Source organism: Micromonospora sp. NPDC005413 (genome assembly GCF_040606435.1).
GTDB lineage: Bacteria > Actinomycetota > Actinomycetes > Mycobacteriales > Micromonosporaceae > Micromonospora.
The window spans coordinates 59,540-82,918 of record NZ_JBEXEV010000002.1 but is presented as its reverse complement, the minus strand read 5'-3'; the positions used below and the strand labels follow the sequence as shown (position 1 = coordinate 82,918).

The window sequence follows — 23,379 nt, the reverse complement described above, 5'->3', positions numbered from 1 at the left end:
CGCGATGACCCGGGTCGTCTTCCTGCTGGTCCCGCAGCTGCATCTGCTGGACCTCGCCGGGCCGGCCCAGGTCTTCTCCAGCGCCGCCGACCTCGGGTACGACTACCAACTGCACTACGTCGCCGAGCGAGAGCAGGTGCCCACCGTGCAGGGCGTACCGCTGATCGCCGACACCCGGTGGCCCGAGCTGACCTCGGACGACCTGGTGATCGTGCCCGGTTGGCGGCCATCGGCGCACGGGCCGCAGGGGCCGGTGTCGCCCGGGGACCTGCGGCGGCTGGCCGACCACCACGCGGCGGGCGGCACCGTGGCCAGCGTCTGCGCCGGGGCGTACGCCCTCGGGCGGGCTGGCCTGCTCGACGGTCGACGCTGCACCACCCACCACGAGGTGCAGGACGACCTGGCCCGCCGACACCCGGCGGCCCTGGTCATCCGCGACGTGCTGTACGTGGTCGACGATCGGGTGGTCACCTCGGCCGGCATCGCCAGTGGCATCGACGTGGCACTGCACCTGGTGGCCACCCGGCACGGCCCGGGGGCCGCTGCGAAGATCGCCCGCACGCTGGTCGTCTACGCCCGGCGCAACGGGCACGAGCCGCAGGCCAGCGCGATGATGCGGCACCGCTCCCACCTGTCCGACTCCGTGCACCGGGTGCAGGACCTGATCGACAGCCGGTACGCGGACCCGCTGCCACTGGCCGAGCTGGCCGCCGCTGGCGGCGTGGCCGAACGGACGCTCACCCGGCTGTTCCGTTCGACCACCGGGCTCACCCCGCTCGGCTACCAGCAGTTGCTGCGGGTGGAACGCGCCGAGCACCTGATCGGGCACGGCAAGACCATGGAAGCCGCCGCGCGGACCGTCGGCTTCACCGATGCCCGGATGCTGCGCCGCCTGCGAGCCCGCCCCACGAGGTCGGCTCCGGACCCGAGCGGTAGTAGTCGTCCCGGGAGTGGAACTCCACCGGCAGAGAACCGGGCAGCGTGACCCGGGTGTCTCCGGCGAGCAGGCCGGGGCCGGCGCGCAGCAGCAGCACGTCGCGCTCCTGAGCCGAGAGGTCGACCAGTTGCGGGCGGGTGAGCCGGAACATGGCCACCGCCCGGCGAACCTGCCGGGCCAGCGCGACGACTTCACTGGGCGGCCCACCGAGGGCCAACGCCGGCTGCTGAATGGTGCGCAACGCGTCGCAGACGATCAGCACCTGCGCCGACGTGTCCCGCTCGGCTGCCCGCAGCTCCAACCGGGACGGCCACTGCCAGCGGATCTGCCCGCTCATCAGGCCATTCAGCCGGCCGGACGGTCGGGACCGGGGCATGTCGTCGACGACCAGCGACAACTGCGAGCCGCTGCCTGCCCAGCAGATCCGCTGGTCGGTGACGGTCACCGAGACCGGCTCGGGCAGCCGCCAACCGCGCCGCGCTTCGCTCGGCCCGAGCAGGTAGCCCGCGACCAGTAGCCGGTGCCGCCCGAGCACCTGCTCGCCGGGCACCGGACGCAGGTCGTAGCGGCGATCAAGGGTCGGCCCCACCTCGTCGTCCGGAGCGTCGAAGCGGTGGGGGCCGATGAAGAAGGGGGACGCGTCGGCGTGCATCGTCACGACCTCCCGGTCAGCTGGTTGTGCTGTAAAGCCTTACGGATCGGGCGACCGCTGTCATGACGCCCGTTAGGGGGTCGGCCGGTCGTGCATCGCCTGTGACCGGTAGATGCCAATCTCCTCCGGGCGGACGAGGCCGTCCTCGATCGCGCGGGCGAGTAGTGCCGCCTTTGTGGCGGCTGGCCGCCCCGCCCGGGTGTACTTGATCCGCGCACGGTCCACGTACTGCTTGACCGTGTGCTCGCTGATCTGCATCCGGCGGGCCACCGACGCCTTGGACATCGACTGGAACCAGAGCAGCAGCGCCTCACGTTCCTTGTCGGACAGCATCGGCCGGTCCGGCCGTGGGTCGCCGACCATCGCACCGGCCAGCGCGGGCGGCACGTACGGGCGGTCACTCGCGGCGGCCAGCACGGTCGCCACGCAGTGCTCCCGTCCCTCGTGCTTGGCCAGGAACGCCACCGCCCCGGCGTCCAGCGTGGCGAGCATGGTCTCCGGGTCGGTGTGCTCCGAATAGACCACGACCCGTCGCCCGGCGGCGCTCAGCTCGGCCAACTTGTCCAGCGCCATCCGCCCGTGCAGCCGTAGGTCGAGCAGAACCACGTCGGCGTTCGGCGCAACTCGCAGCACTTCGTCCGGGTCGTCGCCGGTGGCCAGCACGGTCAGCCGAGGCTCGGTGGCGAGCCAGGCGCGAACCCCCTCGACCACCACCGGGTGGTCGTCGACGATCGCCACCCCGATCGGCCGGTCACCGGTCACCGCCGCCACCGGGTCTGCGCCCATCTGATGTCCCCGTCCCGTTCGTAGAGGTGCTGCACCGGCCCGTCGTCGTACTCCCCGAGTGGCGGGCCGGTCGCCTCCGGCCCCTCCCGGTCGGGCGTGACCAAGCTGACCACCACCTCGTTCGGACCGGAGACGACGGTCAGCCGGGCCCAACCCCGAGCGTCGGCGAGAATGCCGGTGAGCGGGTCGGCCAGCCGGCGCCGGATCTCCACCGGCAGCGGCGGTGGGGTGCCGATGGTGACCAGGTCGATCGGCAGGCCGTTGCGTTCGGCCAGGTCGGCGGCAGCCCGCAGTTCGTGCAGCAGCGGGTCGGGCACGTCGTCGGACTCGGCGATCAGGCGGCGCAGCCGGGCGGCGGCCAGCACGCACCGGCGCTGCACCTCCGGGTCGTCCGGGTCGGCCTGACCGGCCGCCAATTCCCCGAGCACCCGCCCGGCCGCCGAGCTGACCAGCACGAGCCGGTCCCGGCGTTCCCGAAGAGCACGCTCGGCGGCATCCCGCTCCGCGGCCATCGCATGACCGGCGGCCGAGACAGCGGCCCGTTCCCGAGCCATGCCGACGATCGTCGTGCTGCCCACGAACACCGCCACCGGCAGCGAGAACGTGCCGTAGACGTACATCACGTAGCGGGCCACCTCGGCCGGGTCGTGGCCGTGCCCGAGCACGGCGACCAGCGCGATCAACGCGTGGGTGGTCAGCAGGGCGATCAGCCCCACGACCCGCCGACCCCACAGCGCCAGCACGAAGAACCAGCCGAGCGTGCCCCACACCCAGTTGGCGGCGGTGAACAACTGACGTTCACCGACCGCGGCGAAGACCGCCGCGTCAACGGCGAGCAGCAGCCCGGCGAACGCCCACGGCAGCAGCGGCGCGCCGCGCAGAAGCCGCACCCCGGCCACCGCGCCGGCCACCGCGACCAGCACCCAGCCGCCGAGCACCACCGCCGGCGCGGCGAACTCCGCGCGCGCGGCCAGCACCGCCGGCAGCCCGATCGCGACGTGCCAGGCCAGCGCGATGGCGACGGCGGCGATCCGGGCTCCCCGGTCGGATGCGTGCGCCACGGCAGCCGGCGCGGCGAGCCCCGCCGCGGACGTCGGCTCCCGGGGCACCGGCACGCTGACGGATATCCCGCCCGGCACCTCCGGTAAGGCGGTGCGGGGCGCCGGGGCGCCGAGGTCAGCCGACACCGGGCCACTCCAGTCGGATCCGGGTGCCCGCGCCGGCTGCCGAGTGCACGTCGGCCCGCCCACCGACCGCCGCCATCCGGCCGCCGATCGACTCGCGCAACCCGTACCGGTGAGGTGGGACGGTGGCCGGGTCGAAGCCGGGGCCGTCGTCGACGACCTCGACCACGACGGCGATCGCGTGCCGGGTCAGCCGCAGTGTGGCCCGCGCGCCCGGCGCGTGGCGGACCACGTTGGACAGCGCCGCGTAGGCGCTCTCGCTGATCGCGTCGGCCACGCCGGCGGGGACCGCGCACGACGCCAGGTCGAGATTTACCGAGAGCTCGGGCAGCCTCCCCGCCACCACCCGCAACCGCCCGTCCAGCGGCACCGGGCCGTCGCCGGCCACCGGGCCGACCTTGGTGAGCGCGACGAGGGTACGCAGGTCGGCGGCACACCGTTCGCGAAAGGTGGCCGAGGGCCCGGCCACCGCGCCGAGCCCCACCATGGTGAGCGTGCCGAGCACCGTGTCGTGCAGGTCGCGATTCTGTTCGCGTTCGGCGTCGCGGGCGGCCCGCGCGACCACCGCCTCCCGGGTCAGCCGCTGATGTTCGACGAACGCGCGGTCCGCACGGCCGATCCGTCGGCGCATCACCGCCGTCATCATCGCCGTGCAGGCGGTCTGCACCAGCAGGGTGGCCGCGTGCGCCCGAGCCTCGACGGGATTGCCGGCCGCCTGCGCGCCGATGACATACGTTGCGACGACGAGCAGACCGGCCGGGACGGACCAGCGCGCTGGGGCAGTGGCTTGGGCATTGATCACCGTGGTGCTGGCCAGCACCGCGATCCAACTGCCCTCGCCGGGCAGCACCCCGGGTGCCACCAGCACGGGGATGAGGAGACAGGCCACCGCGGTGACCGCGACGTCACCGGCGACCAGGGCCGGGGTGATCCCGCGGCGCAACGCGCGGTAGGCGTACCAGAGTGACCAGCCGGTCAGCGCGACCACACCGGGCAGCAACACGGCCGGCTCGACCGACGGGGCCCGCACCGACAGGGCCACCGCCGCACCGACCAGCCCGCAGGTCAGCCGCAGCAATGCCGGCAGTGTGGTGAAGATGAGGCCGAACGCGCCGCCGGCCGGATTGTCCAGCGTGGGCGGCGGCCCGGTTGGGGTGGCAACGGCCGGCATCGGGAAGTGTCCTTCCGACAACGACCCGGTCCGGGTCCGCGCGGCGTAGATCGACATCGGACAATAGCATGACCGACGGTGAGCGATGCCCCGTTGTGCGCGGAGTGTCGCTAATTCATCACGCTGTGCTGCGGGGTTGGAGCAGGTCCCACCGGTTGCCGTAGAGGTCGGCGAAGACCGCGACCGAGCCGTACGCCTCGTGGCGCGGCTCCTCCAGGAAGCGCACCCCGGCCGCCACCATCCGGGCGTGGTCCCGGGCGAAGTCCTCGGTGTACAGGAACAGCCCGACCCGGCCGCCGGTCTGGTCCCCGACCCGAGCACGCTGCTCGGCGGTGCTCGCCCGGGCCAACAGCAACGCCGTCTCCTGGGCGCCCGCCGGGCGGACCACCACCCAGCGTGAGCCGTCCGGTCGGGCGGTGTCCTCCACCAACTCGAAACCGAGGTCGCCGACGTAGAAGTCGATCGCCTCGTCGTACTCCCTGACCAGCAGCGCGACAAGCCCCAGATGTGCCATGCGGCCATCCTGCCGGCGGGCGCACCGGGCTCACCCGGCGGCGTCCCCACTGGTCGCCCGCGTCACTCCGCCGGTCACCGGCCCTGGGTGGGAACCGGGCGTTGCCGTCGCCCGTCCCACTTCCGGGTGGAGAGGTGGTGAGCCGGATGCGCTCGGGTGGGTCGGTACTGGCGGTGGCGCTACTCGGCGTGGCGTTGGGCGGGTGCGCGGGCATGGAATCCGGGCCGGTGGACGAGCCCGGCCCGGCCCAGGTCATCGAGATGTGGACGTCGTGCGCCGAAGCGGCGCCGCAGGCCGGCAACGGGTTTTCGGTCCCGAGCACCGGGGCGTCGACACCGGCCGGGGTCGACGCGAAGATCGGGCGCATCGACCCCGCGTTCACCTCGGTCGCCGCCGTGCTCTGCGGGCGGGAGATCCGGCCTGGCCCCAACGGAGGTCAGGAGCAGATCGCCACCGAACGACACGCCGACGAGATCGCGCCGCTGCTCGCCGCGCTGCACCTGCCCAACCAGCGTGCCGACGGGGAGATCGCCTGCACCCTCGACCTGGTCATCCCGCCCTGGCTGGCCCTGCTCGACGACCGGGGACGTTGGCTGCGGCCGCACCTACCAACGGACACCTGCGGCAAGCCGCGCGCCGAGGTGAGCGCAGCACTGGCCGGGCTGCCGTGGACCACGGTGGACACCCGTACCGTCGGGCAGGTCGAATCCCCGGCGGCCGAGGCCGCCGGATGCGCGCAACAGTGGGCGGACATGGTGTGGGTGGAAACCACCAACGGACGCCCCGGCCCGCCCGCGCCGGCCACGTCTCCGGCCGCCGGGCCGCTGCGCCTCTGCGTCTACCAGGTGCCCGCGTCGGAACAGGGCGGCGGCAAACCGGCAGGTGATTTCGTGTACGGCGGGCCGCTGTCGCCCGAGCGCCAGGCGGGCCTGCTCCGGGCGCTGGCCGACCGCCGAGCGGTGGCCGACTGTGCCACCCCGGCGTCCCGCTTCGCGGTGCTGCGCCCGTTGGACGGCGCCGGTTCCGACCGGTACGTGGAACTCGACGGCTGTCGCCGTTTCCTGGTCGTGCCACCAGCGGGTGGAGCGCAGCTCGGTCAGGGCGACGACGCGCTGGCCGCCCTGCTGGGGCCTGTCTGAGCCGGCAGGGCTGGCGAGCGAATGTCACAGGTGCGCACTACGGTGCCGGTATGGCAGCCAGGATCACCCTGACACTCGACTCCACCGACGCGCAGGTGCTCGCAACGTTCTGGAAGACGGCCCTGGGCTACATCGACAAGCCGCCGCCCCCGCCCTTCGCGACACGGGCGGAGTGGCTCGCGCAGTTCGACCTGCCGGAGGACGACCTTCCCGAGCACGGCGCATGGCTGTGCGACCCGGAGGGTGTCGGCCCCTACCTCTCGATCCTCAACGTGCCCGAGCCCAAGACGGCGAAGAACCGCCTCCACATCGACATCCGGGTGCCGGGACACGGTGGTCCCGACGAGCGGTGGGCGCGGATCAGGGCGGAGGCCGAGAGGCTGGTGCAGGCCGGCGGGCGTGTCCTGGCGGAGGACGACCAGCATCACATGGTGATGGCCGACCCCGAGGGCAACGAGTTCTGCGTCGCCGCAACCGCGGCCTGACGGGCAGCGGCTCAGGACCAGGCACAGCCCTGCTCCTGGGCGCCCGTTGGTGCTCGTTGACACGGGCCGGCAGGATTCGATCTTCGCCGACGGGTACGCCGTGCGAGACAGGAAGATCCACACCGGCCCGGCGGAAGAGGTTCGCACGCTCACGAACGCCGGCCTCCACGTATCGTCGCTCGCCGCCCGATCCGCAGTCACCTCAGGATCTGCTCGGGTGCGGATCCGCTCGGGTGCGGATCTGCTCGGGTGCCGGCGGAGGGTCCGCCCGCGAGACGCTTTCGAGCTGATGTCGTAAACGGATCAGTGGTCGGCTGGCGCCACTGCGGCCGGGACGCCACCTGATGTCACAAACGACTCAGCTCGAAAGCGTCGTGGGGTCACCAGGCCCGGCCGGGGGAGGGGTTGCGGGTTCAGCGGCCCGAACTCGTCGACGCTGATCGCCCTCCCGTCGGACGTCAGCACCACGATCGCCCTGGCGCAGCTTCGCCGGGTCCCTCCGCGCCGGCCGCGCTCATTCTGAAGATCTCTCCAGACGTGCAGAACGACTCCGTACGTCCTCAGAAAAAATCTATGTGCCAAGCGCTAGACATCCTCGGCGTGACCGGCTAACGTTCCTGAGGTCGAGAACGAAGTAAACAAAGACGCTGAAGTCGCCGCCCCGCACGAGGGCGAAGGAGTGGGGCCAGGGAACCTGGTGGTCCTGCTCGGTTCGGCGGCAGATAGGTGCCGTAGTTAGGTAGTAGTGGTAACCGGGTGTGACAGCGGGTGGGGCCGAGGCTGGTTCAGGGCTTCACCCGAGGCAAGGAAAGTTCGTCGTACGTGTCAGGGCCATGAAGTCGCGTGGGGCTCGGATACCGACGGACAGCACGGAGTACAGCAGAGGAAATCAGAGGCAAGGGAGGGCATTACACCGTTGGATCGCCCGCTGTCAGCCGCATTCGTGGGCTGAACGCGGACACCGCAGTTTCCATCGAACGAGAGGTGGTCTTCGGTCACGCATATGCGATCCTCGCACCTGATGCCGTCGTTGACGGCTGGTGCGGATACGACAAGCCGACGTTCTGTCGGTAGATGGTGTTCCTGACCCACAACCCTTGGGCCCCGGTGCTTTCGAGCACCGGGGCCCTCGTTATGGAGGTTTCATGACCCAATCCGGCGACATGCTCGACGACGAGGACTACCCCGCCTACACGATGGGCCGCGCCGCCGAGATCCTCGGCTGCTCGCAGGACTTCCTGCGCCGGCTCGGCGAGGCGAAACTGATCGCCCCACAGCGCTCCAGCGGCGGACATCGCCGCTACTCCCGCTATCAACTGCGGCTGGCCGCGCGAGCCCGGGAGATGTGCGACCAGGGCACCGACATGGCCTCGGCCTGCCGGATCATCATTCTTGAGGACCAACTCGAAGAGGCCCTTCGGCGCAACGAGCGTCACCAGCAGGGCTGAGCACGCCTTCCGGGGCAGCATGCCCTGAGGATGACGCGAGCGCCGCACGGTCCCTCCCCGTCGGGGCAGGGGCCGTCTGTCGTCCGTAGAGGGTCACGGTCATCCGAGCGAATGGGCGGGCCTGGCAGCAGCGCTCGACGCTGGTCCTGTGCCACTGCATCGGCCCGCTTGTCGATGCCGACCGCAACGGCGCCGCCGGGCTCCGAAGAGCGGAGAAGAGTGCGGTGTGAAGGTGCGCCCGGCAGGATTCGAACCTGCGGCCTTGGGATTAGAAGTCCCCTGCTCTATCCGCTGAGCTACGGGCGCGTGTGGCGTGGATGTCGCGCCCAGAGGGTACCGCCGTCCCGCTGCCCGGCGGCGAAAAGGGTGCCCGCGTCCACGTCGCCGAGCAGGGTCTCACGTCGGCCGCGCGACGGGCATCCGGGTTCCCACGGACCGGCCTGTCCACGGACCGTACCTTTGGCTGGTGTTGCTGGATCCCGACGCCGAGAACGACGTCGCCTACGAGCTGTGCCAGATCGTCGGCCGCGCCATCCTGCCGTACCGGTCGTCGGACGACGGCGACCAGCGCTACGGCACCGCGTTCTTCTTCCAGGGCGGCGACGACCCGGTGGGGGAGTCGCTGCTGACGGCGGCCGACCTGGTCGGCACGCCGGGTGAGCTGGGCCTGCGCGCGAGCGTCACCGAGCCGGCCGGGGTCGCCCCGGCCGTTGTTTCCGAGGTCGAGATCGTGCCCGGCTGGGCCCGCTTCCCGGGCGACGGGGTCGCGGTGCTGCCGACCGCCGGTCTGCACCGGTACGCCGGCGACGGCGGCTGGCGATGGCGGGTCCAGCCGGTGCCCGTGGGGATCGCCGCCGGGCCCGAGGTGGTCGCCCGCCTCGGCGCCGACGCCGGTTCAGCTTTCGTGCTGGCCCATGGGGTACGCGAAGACGGGTCGCGCCCACTGGAGGTGGCGATCGAGCGGGTGGTCCGTGACGGGGACGCCGTGCGGATCACCACGGAGCTGCCGTCCGGGTACGTCGGCGCGCCGGTCTTCGTCGTCCAGTCCGACGCCACCGGGGAGGTGTCGCTGTACTGCCTGGGCCTGGTGCTCCCCGGCAACGGCGGTCACCCGGTGGCGACCTTCGACCGGATCCGAGCCGTCCTCCCGGCGACGCCCGGCGACGTCTGAAGCCGCGTACCGCACCGCCCTGCGGCCTGTCAGTCGCCGGACGCCGCCGCACCTGCCGCGTCGGCCGTGGAACGTCGGCTTTCCGGCGGTCGGGCCTCGCCAGTGGTCGAGTCGGTGTCAGTCGGGGCGTCGACGGCCGGCACGGGGTCGCCTAGTGCAGGGTCGACCGGCGCAAGGTCGACCGGCGCAAGGTCGGCCGGCGCAAGGTCGGCCGGGGCGAGGTCGGCCGGCGCGGGGTCGGCCGGAGCGGTGGGGCCTGCGGCGAGGAACGCCTCAGCCCAGCGGCCGACCTCGTCGAAGACCTTTCGGCGTACGGCGGGGCCGGAGAGCGTCAGGTCGTGCAACCCGCCGTCGAAGCGGGCCAGGGTGACGTGGCGGCCGAGGCGAGGCGCGTACCGGACCATGTGTTCGACGTCCAGCACGGCGTCGGCCAGGGTCGCGTTGTCGTGCCATCTGGTGCCCCGAAACGAGCGGGTCGAGCAGGCCAGCAGCACCGGCACCTGGATGTCCAGCCCGGCGCGCAGTTGGCGTTGACCGGTGCGGATCGCGTTCAGCCAGCCGGCGCGGACGGGGAACCCGGCCAGCGGCTTCCACGCCAGGTCGTAGGTCCACTCGCCGCGGTGGTCGGCGTGCAGGCTCTCGCCGTACACCGTGCCCAGCCCGAACGGCAGGATGCGGTGCGGCGCCCTGCGGCCCAGCCGGGAGGCGGCGGCCGCGAGGGGTCGGCGCACCGCCCAGGGGGCGTTCAGGTCGAAGAACGGGCTGTTGAGCACCAGGCCGTCGATGGTGCCGGTGTCGCGGCGGGCGTCCGCCCAGAGCGAGATGATCAGGCCGCCGGTGGAGTGGCCCATCGTCAGCAGGGTGTCGTGCCCGTCGTCCTTGCGGATGATCTCGGCGGCGGCGTCCAGCTCGGGGAAGTAGTCGCTGATGTCGCGGCAGAAGTTCGGGGTCTGGCCCGGAAGCAGGCTGCGACCGTATTTGCGCAGGTCGAGCGCGTAGAAATCCCAGCCCCGCTCGGCGAAGAAGTCGGCCAGGTGGGTCTGGAAGAAGTAGTCGACGAAGCCGTGCACGTAGAGCACGGCCCGCCCGGTGGGGCGCTCGGCCCGCCGCCGGACCAGGGTCGCGACGACAGGCCCTTCGTCATCGGTGCCCAGGTCGATCGTCTGCCGCTCGTACGGCGGCCCCAACACGTCCGGTTCCACGACCGCGACGCTACGCCGCCAACCTACCCAGCGGTAGCCCTCGCCCGGCCCACCCCGCCCGTCCCCGCTCACCCACCCCGCCCGTCCCGCGATCTTGCACTTGCTGCCGTGACATAAATGCGCAGAAGCCGCGTTCTGGGGACCGAAAGTGCAAGATCGCGGGGACGGGGCGTGGGTCAGGCCGTTTCCGCGTCGACCCGGCTCGGGTCGGCGGCGGGGAGCTGCTCCTGGTCATCGGCTGGGTCCAGGTCGGCCTGGGGCTGCGGGACGTCGCGCAGGTGCTTGTTGTGCCGGGGCTCCTGGCGGGTCTTGGAGTCGTTGAGCCGGCGGCGCAGGTCGTCGCGGACGTCGTTGAGCGCGGCGTGCAGGTCCTCCTCCGCGGAGGTGGTGACGATCTTCTGCCGGCCGGCGATCCAGCACTCCAGGGTGACCTTCTGGCCGCGGGCTTCCCGGTCCTTCACCGACACCTCCAGCTCGGTGGCGTCGGCGTGGAAGCTGGCCAGCCGGGCGTCGAGGGTGGCGAACTGCTCGGCGATCCAGTTGCGGTCGCCCTGCGAGAACCCGGCGCCCACCCGCAGGCACTCAGCAACGGTGGCCGGGTTCGCCACGGCGCTCATCGTCGCGCCTCGGAAGCGTTCGCGGAGCTGATGGTGGTGATCATCATGGCGCTGACCTCTCGTCGACGTGGAGCTGTCGGTGGTGCGTTGATCAAATGCATACCCAGTTCGGTCGGCCCCGGAAACCGCCGACGCCCGGCCGGGCGGGTCGGCCGTACCACATCGGGGCGTGATCAGGGCGTTGTCCACAGGTGGGTTCGTCGTCCACAGGTCGGGGGCGGTCGCTGGCGGCGGTCGCCTCCGGTGCCCAGGCTTGGTGGCGAGTCGACTCGCGCTGGCAGGCCCCGATCCCCTTGGAGGGACGATGTTTGACACTTACGTAACAATCGTCGGCAATGTGCTGACCGCGCCCGAGTGGCGACGTACCACCCAGAGCAACACCCTGGTGGCCAACTTCAAGGTCGCCTCGACCGCCCGCCGGCTCGATCGGGAAAGCGGGCGCTGGGTTGACGGCAACTCGCTCCGCGTCCGCGTCAACTGCTGGCGCAAGCTCGCCGAAGGGGTGGCGGCCTCCGTGATGGTCGGCGACCCGGTCGTGGTCTGTGGCCGGCTCTACACCCGCGACTGGACCGACGACGCCGGCAACCACCGCACCCTCTACGAGCTGGAGGCGGTCGCCGTCGGCCACGACCTGTCCCGGGGTCGGGCCCGCTTCCTGCGCAACCGGCCGAGCATGACGACCAGCACGGTCGAGGACGCCGAGGCCGAGAGTCGGGTGCACGGCGAGCCCACCGAGCCGGTGCCGGCCGGGCAGGCGCCCGTGCTGCCCGACGACCGTCCGCTGGACGACGACTTCGAGCTGCCCGACTACGGCGCGCTGCGAACCAACCCGTTCGTCGACGGCCCGTTGGACGACGACGGGTCCTTGAACGGCGGGCAGGCCAACGTCCCGCAGGGCCTCGACGACGAGCTGGCCCTCCCACCCGAGGAGACCGACGACAACGCCGACGACGACCTGGACGACGAGTTGGGGCCGGCGCCGGACGAGGGCCAGCCGGAGCCCGCGCAGTCCGGTCGGGGGCGGCGCGGCCGAGGCCGGGTCCCGCAGCCGGCGTGAGCGAACGGTTCGGCCCTCGCGGGTCGGGCGGCAACCCAGCTGGCTGAGGTTCTGCGGCGACCGCGCGGGGCTCCGGTGGCACGGCACGACGGGGGCGGGGTGGCGACGCGACCAGCGTCGTCACCCCGCGTGACGGCAGCGGTGGGGTGGTGGAGGGCGGCGGTCGGGGCTGATCACGAGGCGCTCGTCGCTCACGGAGCACCGTGGGTTGGGCTGGTTCACCGGGCGCTCGTCTAGGCTGGCCGGCCGGAGGTGGTGTGGGTGCGACGGACAGCGCCGGTGGCGAACGCGGTGGGGCTGCTGGCTGGGTACGCGCTGGACAGCCTGCTCGGCGACCCACGTCGGTGGCACCCGGTGGCCGGCTTCGGGCAGGCCGCGGGTGCGCTGGAGCGCCGCCTCCACCGGCCGGACCGGACGGCGGGTGCCGCGTTCACCGCGCTGGCAGTCGGTGGGCCGGTGCTGCTCGGGGCGGTCGCCGCGGCGGCTACCCGGCATCGGCCGGTGACCCGTGCGGTGCTCGTGGCCGCCGGCACGTGGACCGTGCTGGGCGGCCGTACGCTGCGGCACGAAGCCACCGTCATGGGTCGGACGCTGCGTGACGGTGACCTGCCCGCTGCCCGGCGGCGCCTCGGTCACCTCTGCGGGCGGGACCCGTCGACGCTGGGCGAGTCGGAGCTGGCCCGCGCCACCGTGGAGTCGGTCGCGGAGAACACCTCCGACGCGGTCGTCGCTCCGCTGGTCTGGGGTGCGGTCGCCGGCCTGCCCGGGCTGCTGGGCTACCGCGCGGCGAACACCCTCGACGCGATGGTCGGGCACCGGTCGGCGCGCTACGCGCGGTTCGGCACCCCGGCCGCACGGTTGGACGACGTGCTCAACCTGGTGCCGTCCCGGCTGACCGGGCTGCTCACCATCGCCGTGGCGCCGGTCGCGAACGGGGATCGGCAGCGGGCCTGGCGGGTGTGGCGGCGTGATCGCAACGATCACCCGAGCCCCAACGCCGGCCAGTGCGAGGCGGCGATGGCCGGTGCGCTCGGCGTCCGCCTCGGTGGTCGCAACATCTACTTCGGGCGCTCCGAGGTGCGGCCCTTCCTCGGCGACGGTCCCCGCCCGGAGGCGCGGCACCTGAAGCGGGCCGCCCGGATCTCCGGCGTGGTCGGGCTGGTCGCCGTCGGGCTGGCCGCCGCATACCCGGTGACCGTCGGCCGCCTGCTCGGTGCGGTCGGTCGGCGTGGTCTAGGTGCGGTCGGTCGGCGTGGCCTTGGCGCCGTCGGTCGGCGTGGCCTTGGTGCGGTCGGTCGGCGTGGGTTGCGAGCTGGCGGGGCAGGGCGGGGGAGCGGACGGTGAGCGGTGGGCTGCTGGTCGCCGGCACGACCTCCGACGCCGGCAAGAGCGTGCTCACCGCCGGCATCTGCCGCTGGCTGCACCGGCAGGGCGTGAAGGTGGCGCCGTTCAAGGCGCAGAACATGTCGAACAACTCGGCGGTGGTCGTCGGGCCGGACGGGCGCGGCGGCGAGATCGGACGAGCCCAGGCGATGCAGGCCGCAGCCTGCGGGCTCGCACCCGACCTGCGGTTCAACCCGGTGCTGCTCAAGCCGGGCAGCGACCTGGCCAGCCAGGTGGTGCTGCTCGGCGAGGCGGTCGACACGATCACCGCGGGCACCTTCCGGCAGCTACGTCTCCGGCTCGCCGAGACCGCGTACGCGGCGCTGGCCGAGCTGCGTGACACGTACGACGTGGTGATCTGCGAGGGCGCAGGCAGCCCAGCGGAGATCAACCTGCGGGCCGGTGACTACGTCAACATGGGGCTGGCCCGGCATGCCAACCTGCCCACCATCGTGGTCGGCGATATCGACCGGGGTGGCGTCTTCGCCTCGATGTTCGGCACCGTCGCCCTGCTCGACCCGGCCGACCAGGCGCTGCTCGCCGGCTTCGTGATCAACAAGTTCCGGGGCGACCTCGGGCTGCTCCAGCCGGGGCTGGACATGCTGCGGCACGTCACCGGCCGTCCCACCTACGGGGTGCTGCCCTGGGCACTGGACCTGTGGCTCGACGCCGAGGACTCACTGGCCTACGGCCGGGTGCTCGGCCGCCCCGCCGCCCCACACGGCACCGAATGGTTGGACGTGGCCGTCGTCCGCCTGCCCCGGATCAGCAACGCCACCGACGTGGAGGCGCTCGCCACCGAGCCGGGTGTCCGCGTACGCCTCACCATTGAACCCGCCGAGCTGGCCGCCGCCGACCTGGTCGTCCTGCCCGGCTCCAAGTCCACCGTCGCGGACCTCGCCTGGCTGCGCGAGACCGGCCTCGCCGACGCCGTGGCCGCACACGTGACGGCCGGCAAGCCGCTGCTCGGCCTCTGCGGCGGTTTCCAGATGCTCGGCCGTGCCATCCACGACACGGTGGAGAGCGGACGGGGCAGCGTGCCGGGGCTCGGCCTGCTGCCCATCGAGATCACCTTCGATCCGCGCAAGACCGTCCGGCAGTCGGTGGGCACCGTCCATGGTGGTCTCCCGGTGCGTGGCTACGAGATCCACCACGGGTACGTCTCGCAGACCGACCCCACCCTGACCCCGTTGCTGACCGGCGACGACGGTGTCGGCGAGGGAGCAGTGCTCGGTGCGGTGCACGGCACGCACTGGCACGGGGCGTTCGAGTCCGACGAGTTCCGCCGCTGGTTCCTCACCGAGGCAGCTCGGCTGGCGGGCCGCACCGGGTTCCGGGTCGCGCCGGCGACCAGCTTCGCCGCCGCCCGGGAACGCTCGCTCGACCTGCTCGGTGACCTGGTCGAGGAACACCTGGACACCGACGCCCTCTGGCACCTCATCGAAACCGGCCCACCCCCCGGCCTTCCGTTCATCCCACCCGGCCCCCCACCGTCCTGACCGGTCGGGGCGTCAAAGGGCGGCCGGAGCGTCGAAGGGCGGCCGGAGCGTCGAAGGGCGGACGGAGCGTCAAAGGGCGGCCGGGGCGTCAGGGGCGGATGTCGGCGGGGCGATCGGTGGTGGGGAGGCCAGCGGCGAGCCAGGCGTCGACGCCGCCGATCATGTCGGTGGCCCGGCGCAGCCCCAGGGTCTGCAGGCTGGCGGCGGCCAGGCTGGAGCTGTAGCCCTGCCGGCACGCCAGCACGATCTCCCGGTCGTAACCGGTGGCCTCCGGGATACGCCAGGCGCTGGCCGGATCGAGCCGCCATTCCAGCACGGTCCGGTCGATGACGACCGCGCCCGGCAGGTCGCCCTGTTCTCGGCGCTGCGTCTCGGTACGGGTGTCGATCAGCAGCGCGCCGCCGCGGACCGCCTCGACGGTCTGCTGCGGAGTCAGTCGGTGCAGCCCGGCGCGGGCCTGTTCGAGCAGGGCGTCGATGCCGGGGCTCATCACGTCTCGGAGCACCACCCGATCATGCCGACCGGTGAGCGTCCCGGGCGGCGAACGGGCCGCGCGTCACCCGTCGCCGCCCCAATTCCCCCGGACGTGACGGGTGGCCGGTCACGGCGGTCAGTCCGACGGGTCAGCCCCGGTACGGCTGCGGCGGGATGGAGTGGCGGCGCCGGCGCAATGGTCAGGCGAAGGCGGGATGGGCGAGAGCGGCGGCAGTGACCTGAGCGAACTGCTCGGGCGCGTCGAGCATGATGTTGTGTCCGGCGTTGGGCACGGTCACCACCCGCACTCCGGCCGAGGTCAGCGACTCCGCTCCAGCGACCGGCCCGCTCCGACCGCCCTGGAGGTAGGTGCGCGGCATCGGTAGGCGCTCCAGCAGGTGCCGCATGGCGGGGCGGGTGCCGGTCATCAGGCCGATCGCGGTGCGGTGCAGGCCGGTCGGGTCGGCGAGTCGCATGGTGGCGGCCCAGGCCGGGCCCACCCGTTCCAGAGTCGCGGAAAAGCCGCTGGTGAGGAACTCCGCCTCGGAGTATCGGGCCAGGCCGCTGCTGCCGGCGGTTGGTGGCGGGTTCGGGTCGAGGTTCGCCTCGATCAGGACCAACCGCCCGACCAGGTCCGGGCGGTGGTGGGCGAGAGCGATGGCCACCGCGCCGCCCATGCTGTGCGCGACGATGTCGGCCGCCCGGACCCTGGCCGCGTCGAGCGTGGCGGCCAGCGCCTCGGCGTGCTCGGTGAGGGTGTAGCCGAATGCGGTCGGTCGGTCGCTCAACCCGAAGCCGAGGAGGTCGACGAAGAGGGATCGGTGGCCCGCCAACTCGGGGAGGGTGGCGGCTGGCAGGAAGTACGGCGCGGACATCGCGCCGAGCCCGTGCACGTACACCCGGGTAGGCGCACGGCCGGAGATTTCCACCCACCGCATCTGGGCCCCGTCCGGGCCCACGGTCGCAGCATTCATGGCGACACAATACCTCCGCGCCGAGGTATATCGTCAAGAGGGCATAATGGGACCGTGCTCGAACTCGCCATCCTCGGTTTCCTGGCCGACCGGCCCCTGCACGGCTACGACCTGAAGCGGCGCATCGCCCAGCTCACCGGGCACGTCCGACCGATCGCCGACGGGACCCTCTATCCCGCGATCAAGCGGCTGGAACGGGCTGGCCTGCTCACCCGGCGGGTAGAGCCCGGTGCCGGCGCGGCCCCCCGCCAGACGCTGGCGCTGACCGGGCCGGGTCGGGCCGAGCTGGACAACCGGCTGCGCGAGCCCGACGAGCTGGAGATCAGCGACGAGAACCGCTGGTTCGTCCTGCTGGCCTTTCTCCGCCACCTCGACGACCCGGCGGCCCGCGACCAGGTGCTCCGCCGACGGTTGGCCTTCCTCCGTACGCCGAGCAGCTTCTTCTACGAGGGCGACCGGCCGGTACGCGCCGAGGAGATCACCGACCCGTACCGCCAGGGGATGCTGATCATCGCCCGAGCCACCAGCCAGGCCGAACTGCGCTGGCTCGGGGAGATGTTGGGCGAGCCGGAGTGACCCTGGAAGGTGGCCGTCCGTCGACGGCCGAGGAGGACGTCGGCGCGCCGGTGGCGGTCGTCGAGGCGTACACCGGACTGGCCCATCGGGTGCTCGCGGGCCCGGCACGGTTGGGGCGGACCCGGCTGGTGGCGGTCGACGGGCCGAGCGGCGCGGGCAAGAGCCGGTTCGCCGCGAACCTCGCGGATGCCCTGGCGACGCTGCCCGGCGGCCGGCCGCCGGTGGTGCACACCGACGACCTGCTCGACGGTTGGGACGACCAGCTCAGCTTCTGGCCACGGCTCGATGAGGAGGTGCTGGCCCCGCTGCGCGAAGGGAGGCCCGGTGCCTACCGGCGCTACAGCTGGGTCCGGCGACGCTTCCTGCCCCGGCCGGTCCCGGTGCCGGTGGCGCCGGTGCTGATTCTGGAGGGGGTCAGCACGGCCCGTGCCGTCGTCCGGCCGGAGCTGACCCTGGCCGTGTTCGTCACCGCGCCCGCGTCGTTGCGACTGGCCCGCGCGGTCGCCCGGGACGGGTCGGAGATCCTGCCTGAGCTGCGTCGGTGGCATGCCCGGGAGCGGGCGCACTTCGCCGCCGACGACACGGCCGCCCGCGCGGACCTGCTGGTGGACGGCGCGCCGACGCTGCCGCACGACGCGGACGGGTACTACGCGCGCATCCGCTGAGCGGGGCATGGACGTCCGCCATCGGCTACGGCACGATGCGAGAAGGCCGCCACCGGCTACGGCACGACCCAGAAGGCTCAGGCGCGGCGATCGGGGGACTCATCATGTCGGCTACGGATACGCCCGCGCGGCGCCGGATCACCCTCACCGGCATCAGCTCCCGAGCGTGGGAGCATCCCGCCGACCGGGGTGCCCTGGTCGCGCTGCGGGAGCTACGTGGTTTCGACGACGTGGTGCGGTCGTTCTTCGGCATGTGGAACGAGCGCGGTTTCCGCCTGTCGGTGCTGGCCTCCGGCATCCGGGTCGACCACCGGCAGTACCCGGCGGTGTGGCAGCGCTACACCGAGGCCGCGGCGGCGCTCGACGTGGCCGAGCTGCCCGAGCTGTACGTGACCCAGTCGCCCTGGTTGGGTGCCGAGGCGGTCGGCCTGGACCGCCCGTTCATCGTGCTCAACTCCGCCTGCGTGCAGCAACTCGACGAGGATGAGCTGCGCTGCCTGCTCGGCCACGAGTTGGGGCACGTCGGCAGCGGGCACGCGGTCTACAAGACGATGCTGATGATCCTCACCCGGTGGGCGGCCAACCTGAGCTGGTTGCCGGTCGGCGCGATCGCGCTGCGGGCCATCATCGCCGCGATGCTGGAGTGGTGGCGCAAGGCGGAACTGTCCGCCGACCGGGCCGGTCTGCTCGCCGGGCAGGACCCGGCCGCCGCGCTGCGGCTGCTGATGAAACTCGCCGGGGGCGGCGACCTGTCCCAGATCGACACCACCGCCTTCCTGGAACAGGCCGCCGAGTACGCCGGGGGCGGCGACCTTCGCGACAGCCTGCACAAGATCCGAATGACCGCGTGGAGCACCCATCCGACGCCGGTGGCGCGGGCCGCCCAGCTGCGGCAGTGGATCGACTCCGGGGCGTACGGGCGGGTGCTGGGCGGGGACTATCCGCGCCGTGACGACGACAGCTCGACCAGCGTCTCGGAGGAGATCAAGGCGGCTGCCGAGTCGTACCGGGAGGAGTTCAGCCGGTCCACCGACCCGCTGGTCGGGTTGCTGCGCCGGCTCGGTGACGGCGCCAACGACGTCGGCGAGTGGGTGGGCGGCACCGCCGGCCGGGCCCGCTCGTGGGTGGACGCCGCCACCGAGGCCGCCGGCCGCGCGCACCGCGCCGGCCGGACCGCGCCCGACGCGACCGCGGGCGCGGGCCCTGCGGGAGGCGGTGACGGTACGGGCTCCGCCGGCACGCCCCGGTAAGGCCGGCATACGATGCCGGTCATGACCACACCGATCATGTCCGAGTCCGAGGTGCGGGCCGCCGTCGAGCGGGAGATGCCTGGCGTCCGGGCCGACCTGGAGCGCCTCGTCCGCATCCCCGGCATCGCCTTCGAGGGCTTCGACCACTCGCACGTGGAACGCTCCGCCGAGGCGGTCGCCGAGCTGCTGCGCGGCTGTGGCCTGGACGTCGACATCGTGCGTTCCGGCGGCCAGCCCGCGGTGATCGGCCGTCGGGCCGCCCCGCCCGGTGCGCCCACCGTGCTGCTCTACGCCCACCACGACGTCCAGCCGGTCGGCGACCGGTCGCTGTGGGAGTCCGACCCGTTCGAGCCGGTGGAACGGGACGGCCGGCTCTACGCCCGGGGCGCTGCCGACGACAAGGCCGGCATCATGGCGCACGTCGCGGCGCTGCGCGCGTACGGCGACGCATTGCCGGTCGGCGTGGTCCTCTTCATCGAGGGCGAGGAGGAGTACGGCTCCGACTCGCTGGAGCAGCTGCTGGTCGAGCACCGCGACGAGATCGCCTCGGACGTCATCGTGATCGCCGACTCGGGCAACTGGGACATCGGCGTACCGGCGCTGACCACCTCGCTGCGCGGCATCGTCAACTGCTTCGTCGAGGTGCGCACGCTGGACCACGCGGTGCACAGCGGCATGTACGGCGGTTCCGTTCCCGACGCGCTGACCGCGCTGGTCCGGCTGCTGGCGACCCTGCACGACGACGCCGGTGACGTGGCCGTGGCCGGGCTGGTGGGCCGCGAGGGCGCCACCGTCGACTACCCGGAGGAGCGGGTCCGGGCCGAGGCGGGGCTGGCCGAGGGCGTGCAGTTCATCGGCACCGGCCGGATCACCGACCGGCTCTGGACCAAGCCCGCGCTGGCGATCCTCGGCATCGACGCGCCGTCCACCGGCGAGGCGCCGAACGCCCTGGTCCCGGCCACGAAGGCGAAGCTCAGCATTCGCCTCGCCCCGGGCGACGACCCCAAGCGGGCGTACGCGGCGGTGCGCGCGCACCTGGAGCAGCACGCGCCGTGGGGCGCCCAGGTGACGGTGAGCTTCGAGCACGACGGCGACCCGTGCGTGATCGACGCGTCCGGGCCGATGTTCGATGCCGCCCGTTCGGCCTTCCGGGCCGCCTGGGACGGCACCGACCCGGTGGACATCGGCGTCGGCGGCTCGATCCCGTTCATCGCCACCTTCCAGGAGATGTTCCCGAAGGCGGCGATTCTGGTGACCGGCGTGGAGGACCCGCACGCCCGGGCACACGGCCCGAACGAGAGTCTGCACCTGGGGGAGTTCGCCCGGGTCTGCCTCGCCGAGGCGTTGCTGCTCGGCAAGGTGGCGGCGGCGGGCACCAACGGGAGTTAGGTGTCAGAACGGCAACTTCGGGCCTGATCTGGGAGTTTGCGGCGTGTCGGACGACCGGTTGTTATAGCCTTTCGAACATGAGTACGAACGAGGTGATGGCCCGGTTGGGGGCCGCTGTCAGCGCGCTGGGGGACGTCGACGTCTCCGCGTGGTCCGAGGACACGCTCAACGAACAGCTCGGTGAGCTCTCCGCCGCACTGGTCGCCCTCGACTCGGTGCTCGCCCGGGTCGCGGGCGAGGTCCGCGCCCGAGGGCTGCGCATCGAGGAGCCCGTCTCCGCCTGATCCGTCGTCCGCGTGAGCGGGCGGCACCCTGCCGACACCGCCCGGGCACGGCAATGCCCGGGCGGTGTCGCAGGTGACTGGCAGGATGAGCTGCGTGCGGTTCCTCGACCTGGCAGCCACCTCCGCCGCCGTCGGCGCCACCAGCGGCCGACGGGCCAAGGTGGATCTGCTCGCTGATGCGCTGCGCCGGCTCGACCCGGGCGAGGTGGAGCCCGGTGCCGGCTATCTCGCCGGTGAGCTGCGCCAACGGCAGACCGGGGTTGGCTATGCGAGCCTGCGTGACCTGCCGCCGCCGGCCGCCGAGCCGACATTGACCGTGGTCGCCGTCGACGCGGCCATCGCGCAGATCGCCGCGGTGCATGGCGCGGGCTCGCAGGCCCGACGTCGGGCGTTGCTCGGCGCCCTCTACGCGGCGGCGACGGCCGACGAGCAGCGTCTCCTCACGGCCCTCTTCAGCGGCGAGCTGCGCCAGGGTGCCCAGGCCGGGCTCCTGGCCGACGCGGTGGCGCGGGCCGCCGACGTGCCCGTGGCGGCGGTCCGACGGGCCCTGCTGCTCGCCGGTGACCTGCGGGCCGTGGCGGTGGCCGCGTTGGCCGGAGGAGCCGCCGAGCTGGCCGGTTTCGGTCTGCAGGTCGGCCGGCCGCTGGCGCCGATGCTCGCGCAGAGCGCCCCCTCGGTCGACGAGGCACTCGCCGCGACCGGCACGCCGGCGGTGGTCGACGTGAAGCTCGACGGCATCCGCATCCAGGTGCACCGCTCCGGCGCCGACATCGCCGTCTTCACCCGCAGCCTCGACGAGATCACCGCCCGGGTGCCCGAGGTGGTCGCCGCGGTCCGTGCCCTGCCCGGCCGGGAGTTGGTGCTCGACGGCGAGGCGATCGGCCTGGACGAGACCGGCCGGCCGCTGCCGTTCCAGCAGACCTCCAGCCGGGCAGCCCGGCGCACCACCCCCAGCACCACCGGGCGCACACCGGTCGCCCCGGCGGTGCTCGCGGCAGCCGCCAGCACCGGCGCGACCGTGCTCACTCCGTACTTCTTCGATTTGCTGCATCTCGACGGCGACGATCTGATCGATCTGCCCGGCCGGGAGCGGTGGGCCGCCCTCGCCGGTGCGGTGGACGCGTCGCTGCTGGTCGGGCGCATGGAGGTCGACGGCCCGGAGCAGGCTGCCGCCGCGTTCGCCGCCGCGCTCGACGCCGGCCAGGAGGGCGTGGTGGTCAAGGCACCGGACGCCCCCTACGACGCCGGCCGACGCGGCGCCGCCTGGGTCAAGGTCAAGCCCCGGCACACCCTCGACCTGGTGGTGCTCGCCGTCGAGTGGGGCAGTGGCCGACGGCAGGGCTGGCTGTCCAACCTGCATCTCGGCGCCCGCGACCCGCACACCGGTGGCTTCGTGATGCTCGGCAAGACGTTCAAGGGGCTCACCGACGAGTTGCTGCGCTGGCAGACCGAGCGGTTCCTCGACCTCGCGGTGGAGCGCGGCGACTGGGTGGTCCGGGTCCGCCCCGAGCAGGTGGTGGAGATCGCCTTCGACGGGGTGCAGACAAGCTCCCGCTATCCCGGGGGGATGGCGCTGCGGTTCGCCCGGGTGGTGCGGTATCGCGACGACAAGTCCGCCGCCGAGGCGGACACCATCGACGCGGTCCGTGCCATCCACGCCGGCCGCCCCACCGGCTGACCGGGCGCGGCGGCCCGGGTCACCTGCTGGACAACGACCGTGCGTAGTTGACCTGGTTGTTGAGGTGCTGGACCTGGCCCTGGTCGCTGACCGGGATCCGGGCCACGTACTGCTGCGCACCGTTGGTGACCGTCACCTGGACGGTGCCGTGGTGCCGGGTCTCCTTGACCAGCAGGAAGAGCAGGCTGAAGAAGGCCAGGCAGAAGAAGCCGACGATGGCACAGACCATCGCCCAGGTGGCGATCTTCTCCTCGCGCTGCCAGTAGTCAGCCACGTGCCAGGTGGCACCTGCCAGCGGCAGCACCCCGGTCGGCGTACGGATCACTGGCGGGCTCACCGTGATCTCGGCGATCTGCACCGCGACCACCTCCGGTCCGGCGGCGAACCCGGCGGCGGCCGGGTGCTGCACCACCGGGGGGTACGGCCCGACGGCCGGCCACGCGCCCGGGGCGTGACCGGGCGGTCCGGAGAACTGAGCCGGAGGCCCGGAGAACGGGGCCGGCGGTCCGGAGAACGGGGCCGGAGGCCCGGAGGGCTGCACGGGTGCCGGCGCGGCGGGAAACTGCGCGGTCGGCGTCATGGGTGCGGCCGTCGGTGTACCGAAGACCGCGGCGGCCGGGTGCGCGGTGGCTGGCGGGGTGGGCGGCAGCGGCGCGGTCGGCGGCTCGGCGGCCCACGGGTCGGTCGGCGGGTACGCCTGGGTCGCCGGACCCGACTCGGGCAGCGGTGCCGTGGGATTCACGGTCATCGGACCCCCCAACGCGTGATGATCACCCGGCGGAGACTACCGGCTGCCGGGGTGTCCCGTGTTCCCCCGAGTGTCCGATTGCGACCCCCGCGCGGT

General features: G+C 72.8%; 22 protein-coding genes, 1 tRNA gene and 2 pseudogenes. 14 read left to right on the top strand and 11 right to left on the bottom strand.

Annotated features, from left to right (window positions below; genetic code table 11):
• Window positions 1-4 precede the first annotated feature (4 nt).
• On the top strand, window positions 5-985 hold the full coding sequence (locus ABZS37_RS03125) for a DJ-1/PfpI family protein (RefSeq protein WP_355165145.1): 981 nt from the start codon (window positions 5-7) through the stop codon (window positions 983-985).
• Here ABZS37_RS03125 and ABZS37_RS03120 read toward each other — a convergent pair.
• The 5 genes from ABZS37_RS03120 to ABZS37_RS03100 form a co-directional block, all read right to left on the bottom strand.
• The gene (locus tag ABZS37_RS03120) at window positions 867-1,589 is read right to left on the bottom strand and encodes a hypothetical protein (RefSeq protein ID WP_355165144.1); all 723 of its coding nucleotides are present in this window, start codon (window positions 1,587-1,589) and stop codon (window positions 867-869) included. The genes ABZS37_RS03125 and ABZS37_RS03120 overlap by 119 nt on opposite strands.
• 72 nt (window positions 1,590-1,661) lie before the next feature.
• Window positions 1,662-2,375 (bottom strand): response regulator transcription factor, encoded by a 714-nt coding sequence (locus ABZS37_RS03115; protein WP_355165143.1) that lies wholly within the window; start codon window positions 2,373-2,375, stop codon window positions 1,662-1,664.
• Window positions 2,348-3,490, bottom strand: a complete 1,143-nt coding sequence (locus ABZS37_RS03110; RefSeq protein WP_355165863.1) for a hypothetical protein — start codon at window positions 3,488-3,490, stop codon at window positions 2,348-2,350. The genes ABZS37_RS03115 and ABZS37_RS03110 overlap by 28 nt, the downstream gene beginning before the upstream one ends.
• Window positions 3,491-3,551: 61 nt before the next feature.
• Window positions 3,552-4,730 (bottom strand): ATP-binding protein, encoded by a 1,179-nt coding sequence (locus ABZS37_RS03105; RefSeq protein ID WP_355165861.1) that lies wholly within the window; start codon window positions 4,728-4,730, stop codon window positions 3,552-3,554.
• Between the two features lie 118 nt (window positions 4,731-4,848).
• Window positions 4,849-5,244 carry a VOC family protein gene (locus ABZS37_RS03100; protein WP_355165142.1) on the bottom strand — a complete coding sequence of 132 codons (396 nt, stop codon included), beginning with the start codon at window positions 5,242-5,244 and terminating at the stop codon, window positions 4,849-4,851.
• Between the two features lie 137 nt (window positions 5,245-5,381).
• Here ABZS37_RS03100 and ABZS37_RS03095 point away from each other — a divergent pair, with 137 nt between their 5' ends.
• The 3 genes from ABZS37_RS03095 to ABZS37_RS03085 all read left to right on the top strand — a co-directional run bounded on the left by ABZS37_RS03095 (window position 5,382) and on the right by ABZS37_RS03085 (window position 8,316).
• On the top strand, window positions 5,382-6,383 hold the full coding sequence (locus ABZS37_RS03095; protein ID WP_355165141.1) for a hypothetical protein: 1,002 nt from the start codon (window positions 5,382-5,384) through the stop codon (window positions 6,381-6,383).
• Window positions 6,384-6,433: 50 nt separating this feature from the next.
• Window positions 6,434-6,868: a VOC family protein gene (locus ABZS37_RS03090; RefSeq protein WP_355165140.1), complete on the top strand. Its 435-nt coding sequence runs from the start codon at window positions 6,434-6,436 to the stop codon at window positions 6,866-6,868.
• A gap of 1,145 nt (window positions 6,869-8,013) precedes the next feature.
• A complete protein-coding gene (locus ABZS37_RS03085) occupies window positions 8,014-8,316 on the top strand; it encodes a MerR family transcriptional regulator (RefSeq protein WP_355165139.1) in 303 nt (100 codons plus the stop codon).
• Window positions 8,317-8,549: 233 nt separating this feature from the next.
• Here ABZS37_RS03085 and ABZS37_RS03080 read toward each other — a convergent pair.
• Window positions 8,550-8,622, bottom strand: a tRNA-Arg gene (locus tag ABZS37_RS03080).
• A 160-nt stretch (window positions 8,623-8,782) separates the two neighbouring features.
• Here ABZS37_RS03080 and ABZS37_RS03075 point away from each other — a divergent pair.
• A complete protein-coding gene (locus tag ABZS37_RS03075) occupies window positions 8,783-9,487 on the top strand; it encodes a hypothetical protein (protein ID WP_355165138.1) in 705 nt (234 codons plus the stop codon).
• A 263-nt stretch (window positions 9,488-9,750) separates the two neighbouring features.
• On the opposite strand, the pseudogene ABZS37_RS03070 reads toward ABZS37_RS03075, so the two are convergent.
• Both ABZS37_RS03070 and ABZS37_RS03065 read right to left on the bottom strand, forming a co-directional pair.
• Window positions 9,751-10,689 (bottom strand): annotated as a pseudogene (locus ABZS37_RS03070) (alpha/beta hydrolase); the annotation flags it as partial.
• Window positions 10,690-10,865: 176 nt separating this feature from the next.
• Complete coding sequence (locus ABZS37_RS03065; RefSeq protein ID WP_355165137.1) at window positions 10,866-11,306, bottom strand: HPF/RaiA family ribosome-associated protein; 441 nt, start codon at window positions 11,304-11,306, stop codon at window positions 10,866-10,868.
• A 304-nt stretch (window positions 11,307-11,610) separates the two neighbouring features.
• Here ABZS37_RS03065 and ABZS37_RS03060 point away from each other — a divergent pair, with 304 nt between their 5' ends.
• The 3 genes and pseudogenes from ABZS37_RS03060 to ABZS37_RS03050 all read left to right on the top strand — a co-directional run bounded on the left by ABZS37_RS03060 (window position 11,611) and on the right by ABZS37_RS03050 (window position 15,245).
• Window positions 11,611-12,363 (top strand): single-stranded DNA-binding protein, encoded by a 753-nt coding sequence (locus tag ABZS37_RS03060; protein WP_355165136.1) that lies wholly within the window; start codon window positions 11,611-11,613, stop codon window positions 12,361-12,363.
• A gap of 261 nt (window positions 12,364-12,624) precedes the next feature.
• A pseudogene (locus tag ABZS37_RS03055) lies at window positions 12,625-13,590 on the top strand (cobalamin biosynthesis protein); the annotation flags it as partial.
• Window positions 13,591-13,703: 113 nt separating this feature from the next.
• On the top strand, window positions 13,704-15,245 hold the full coding sequence (locus tag ABZS37_RS03050; protein ID WP_355165135.1) for a cobyric acid synthase: 1,542 nt from the start codon (window positions 13,704-13,706) through the stop codon (window positions 15,243-15,245).
• A gap of 88 nt (window positions 15,246-15,333) precedes the next feature.
• Here the strand turns inward: ABZS37_RS03050 and ABZS37_RS03045 are convergent, their stop codons facing one another.
• Together ABZS37_RS03045 and ABZS37_RS03040 are read right to left on the bottom strand one after the other, a co-directional pair.
• Entirely contained in the window at window positions 15,334-15,735 is a 402-nt protein-coding gene (locus ABZS37_RS03045; RefSeq protein ID WP_355165859.1) for a rhodanese-like domain-containing protein, read from the bottom strand.
• Between the two features lie 184 nt (window positions 15,736-15,919).
• Entirely contained in the window at window positions 15,920-16,693 is a 774-nt protein-coding gene (locus ABZS37_RS03040; protein WP_355165134.1) for an alpha/beta hydrolase, read from the bottom strand.
• A 54-nt stretch (window positions 16,694-16,747) separates the two neighbouring features.
• On the opposite strand from ABZS37_RS03040, the gene ABZS37_RS03035 reads away from it, so the two are divergent.
• The 6 genes from ABZS37_RS03035 to ABZS37_RS03010 all read left to right on the top strand — a co-directional run bounded on the left by ABZS37_RS03035 (window position 16,748) and on the right by ABZS37_RS03010 (window position 22,535).
• A complete protein-coding gene (locus ABZS37_RS03035) occupies window positions 16,748-17,269 on the top strand; it encodes a PadR family transcriptional regulator (RefSeq protein ID WP_355165133.1) in 522 nt (173 codons plus the stop codon).
• Window positions 17,266-17,934, top strand: a complete 669-nt coding sequence (locus ABZS37_RS03030; protein WP_355165132.1) for a hypothetical protein — start codon at window positions 17,266-17,268, stop codon at window positions 17,932-17,934. The genes ABZS37_RS03035 and ABZS37_RS03030 overlap by 4 nt, the downstream gene beginning before the upstream one ends.
• A gap of 104 nt (window positions 17,935-18,038) precedes the next feature.
• Window positions 18,039-19,184: a M48 family metallopeptidase gene (locus ABZS37_RS03025; protein ID WP_355165131.1), complete on the top strand. Its 1,146-nt coding sequence runs from the start codon at window positions 18,039-18,041 to the stop codon at window positions 19,182-19,184.
• A 36-nt stretch (window positions 19,185-19,220) separates the two neighbouring features.
• Window positions 19,221-20,573 carry a dipeptidase gene (locus tag ABZS37_RS03020; protein ID WP_355165857.1) on the top strand — a complete coding sequence of 451 codons (1,353 nt, stop codon included), beginning with the start codon at window positions 19,221-19,223 and terminating at the stop codon, window positions 20,571-20,573.
• Between the two features lie 77 nt (window positions 20,574-20,650).
• Window positions 20,651-20,857, top strand: coding sequence for a hypothetical protein (locus ABZS37_RS03015; RefSeq protein ID WP_354996148.1), 207 nt, complete (start codon window positions 20,651-20,653; stop codon window positions 20,855-20,857).
• 85 nt (window positions 20,858-20,942) lie between these two features.
• Window positions 20,943-22,535, top strand: a complete 1,593-nt coding sequence (locus ABZS37_RS03010; protein WP_355165855.1) for an ATP-dependent DNA ligase — start codon at window positions 20,943-20,945, stop codon at window positions 22,533-22,535.
• A gap of 19 nt (window positions 22,536-22,554) precedes the next feature.
• Here the strand turns inward: ABZS37_RS03010 and ABZS37_RS03005 are convergent, their stop codons facing one another.
• Window positions 22,555-23,283: a hypothetical protein gene (locus ABZS37_RS03005; protein WP_355165130.1), complete on the bottom strand. Its 729-nt coding sequence runs from the start codon at window positions 23,281-23,283 to the stop codon at window positions 22,555-22,557.
• Between the last annotated feature and the right edge of the window lie 96 nt (window positions 23,284-23,379).

Excerpts from the sequence above, each read along its gene's own strand:
- ABZS37_RS03125 (WP_355165145.1), top strand. The coding sequence starts at position 5 with ATGACCCGGGTCGTCTTCCTGCTGGTCCCGCAGCTGCATCTGCTGGAC.
- ABZS37_RS03120 (WP_355165144.1), bottom strand. The coding sequence starts at position 1,589 with ATGCACGCCGACGCGTCCCCCTTCTTCATCGGCCCCCACCGCTTCGAC.
- ABZS37_RS03115 (WP_355165143.1), bottom strand. The coding sequence starts at position 2,375 with ATGGGCGCAGACCCGGTGGCGGCGGTGACCGGTGACCGGCCGATCGGG.
- ABZS37_RS03105 (WP_355165861.1), bottom strand. The coding sequence starts at position 4,730 with ATGCCGGCCGTTGCCACCCCAACCGGGCCGCCGCCCACGCTGGACAAT.
- ABZS37_RS03100 (WP_355165142.1), bottom strand. The coding sequence starts at position 5,244 with ATGGCACATCTGGGGCTTGTCGCGCTGCTGGTCAGGGAGTACGACGAG.
- ABZS37_RS03090 (WP_355165140.1), top strand. The coding sequence starts at position 6,434 with ATGGCAGCCAGGATCACCCTGACACTCGACTCCACCGACGCGCAGGTG.
- ABZS37_RS03085 (WP_355165139.1), top strand. The coding sequence starts at position 8,014 with ATGACCCAATCCGGCGACATGCTCGACGACGAGGACTACCCCGCCTAC.
- ABZS37_RS03065 (WP_355165137.1), bottom strand. The coding sequence starts at position 11,306 with ATGAGCGCCGTGGCGAACCCGGCCACCGTTGCTGAGTGCCTGCGGGTG.
- ABZS37_RS03060 (WP_355165136.1), top strand. The coding sequence starts at position 11,611 with ATGTTTGACACTTACGTAACAATCGTCGGCAATGTGCTGACCGCGCCC.
- ABZS37_RS03045 (WP_355165859.1), bottom strand. The coding sequence starts at position 15,735 with ATGAGCCCCGGCATCGACGCCCTGCTCGAACAGGCCCGCGCCGGGCTG.
- ABZS37_RS03040 (WP_355165134.1), bottom strand. The coding sequence starts at position 16,693 with ATGAATGCTGCGACCGTGGGCCCGGACGGGGCCCAGATGCGGTGGGTG.
- ABZS37_RS03025 (WP_355165131.1), top strand. The coding sequence starts at position 18,039 with ATGTCGGCTACGGATACGCCCGCGCGGCGCCGGATCACCCTCACCGGC.
- ABZS37_RS03020 (WP_355165857.1), top strand. The coding sequence starts at position 19,221 with ATGTCCGAGTCCGAGGTGCGGGCCGCCGTCGAGCGGGAGATGCCTGGC.
- ABZS37_RS03015 (WP_354996148.1), top strand. The coding sequence starts at position 20,651 with ATGAGTACGAACGAGGTGATGGCCCGGTTGGGGGCCGCTGTCAGCGCG.
- ABZS37_RS03010 (WP_355165855.1), top strand. The coding sequence starts at position 20,943 with ATGAGCTGCGTGCGGTTCCTCGACCTGGCAGCCACCTCCGCCGCCGTC.
- ABZS37_RS03005 (WP_355165130.1), bottom strand. The coding sequence starts at position 23,283 with ATGACCGTGAATCCCACGGCACCGCTGCCCGAGTCGGGTCCGGCGACC.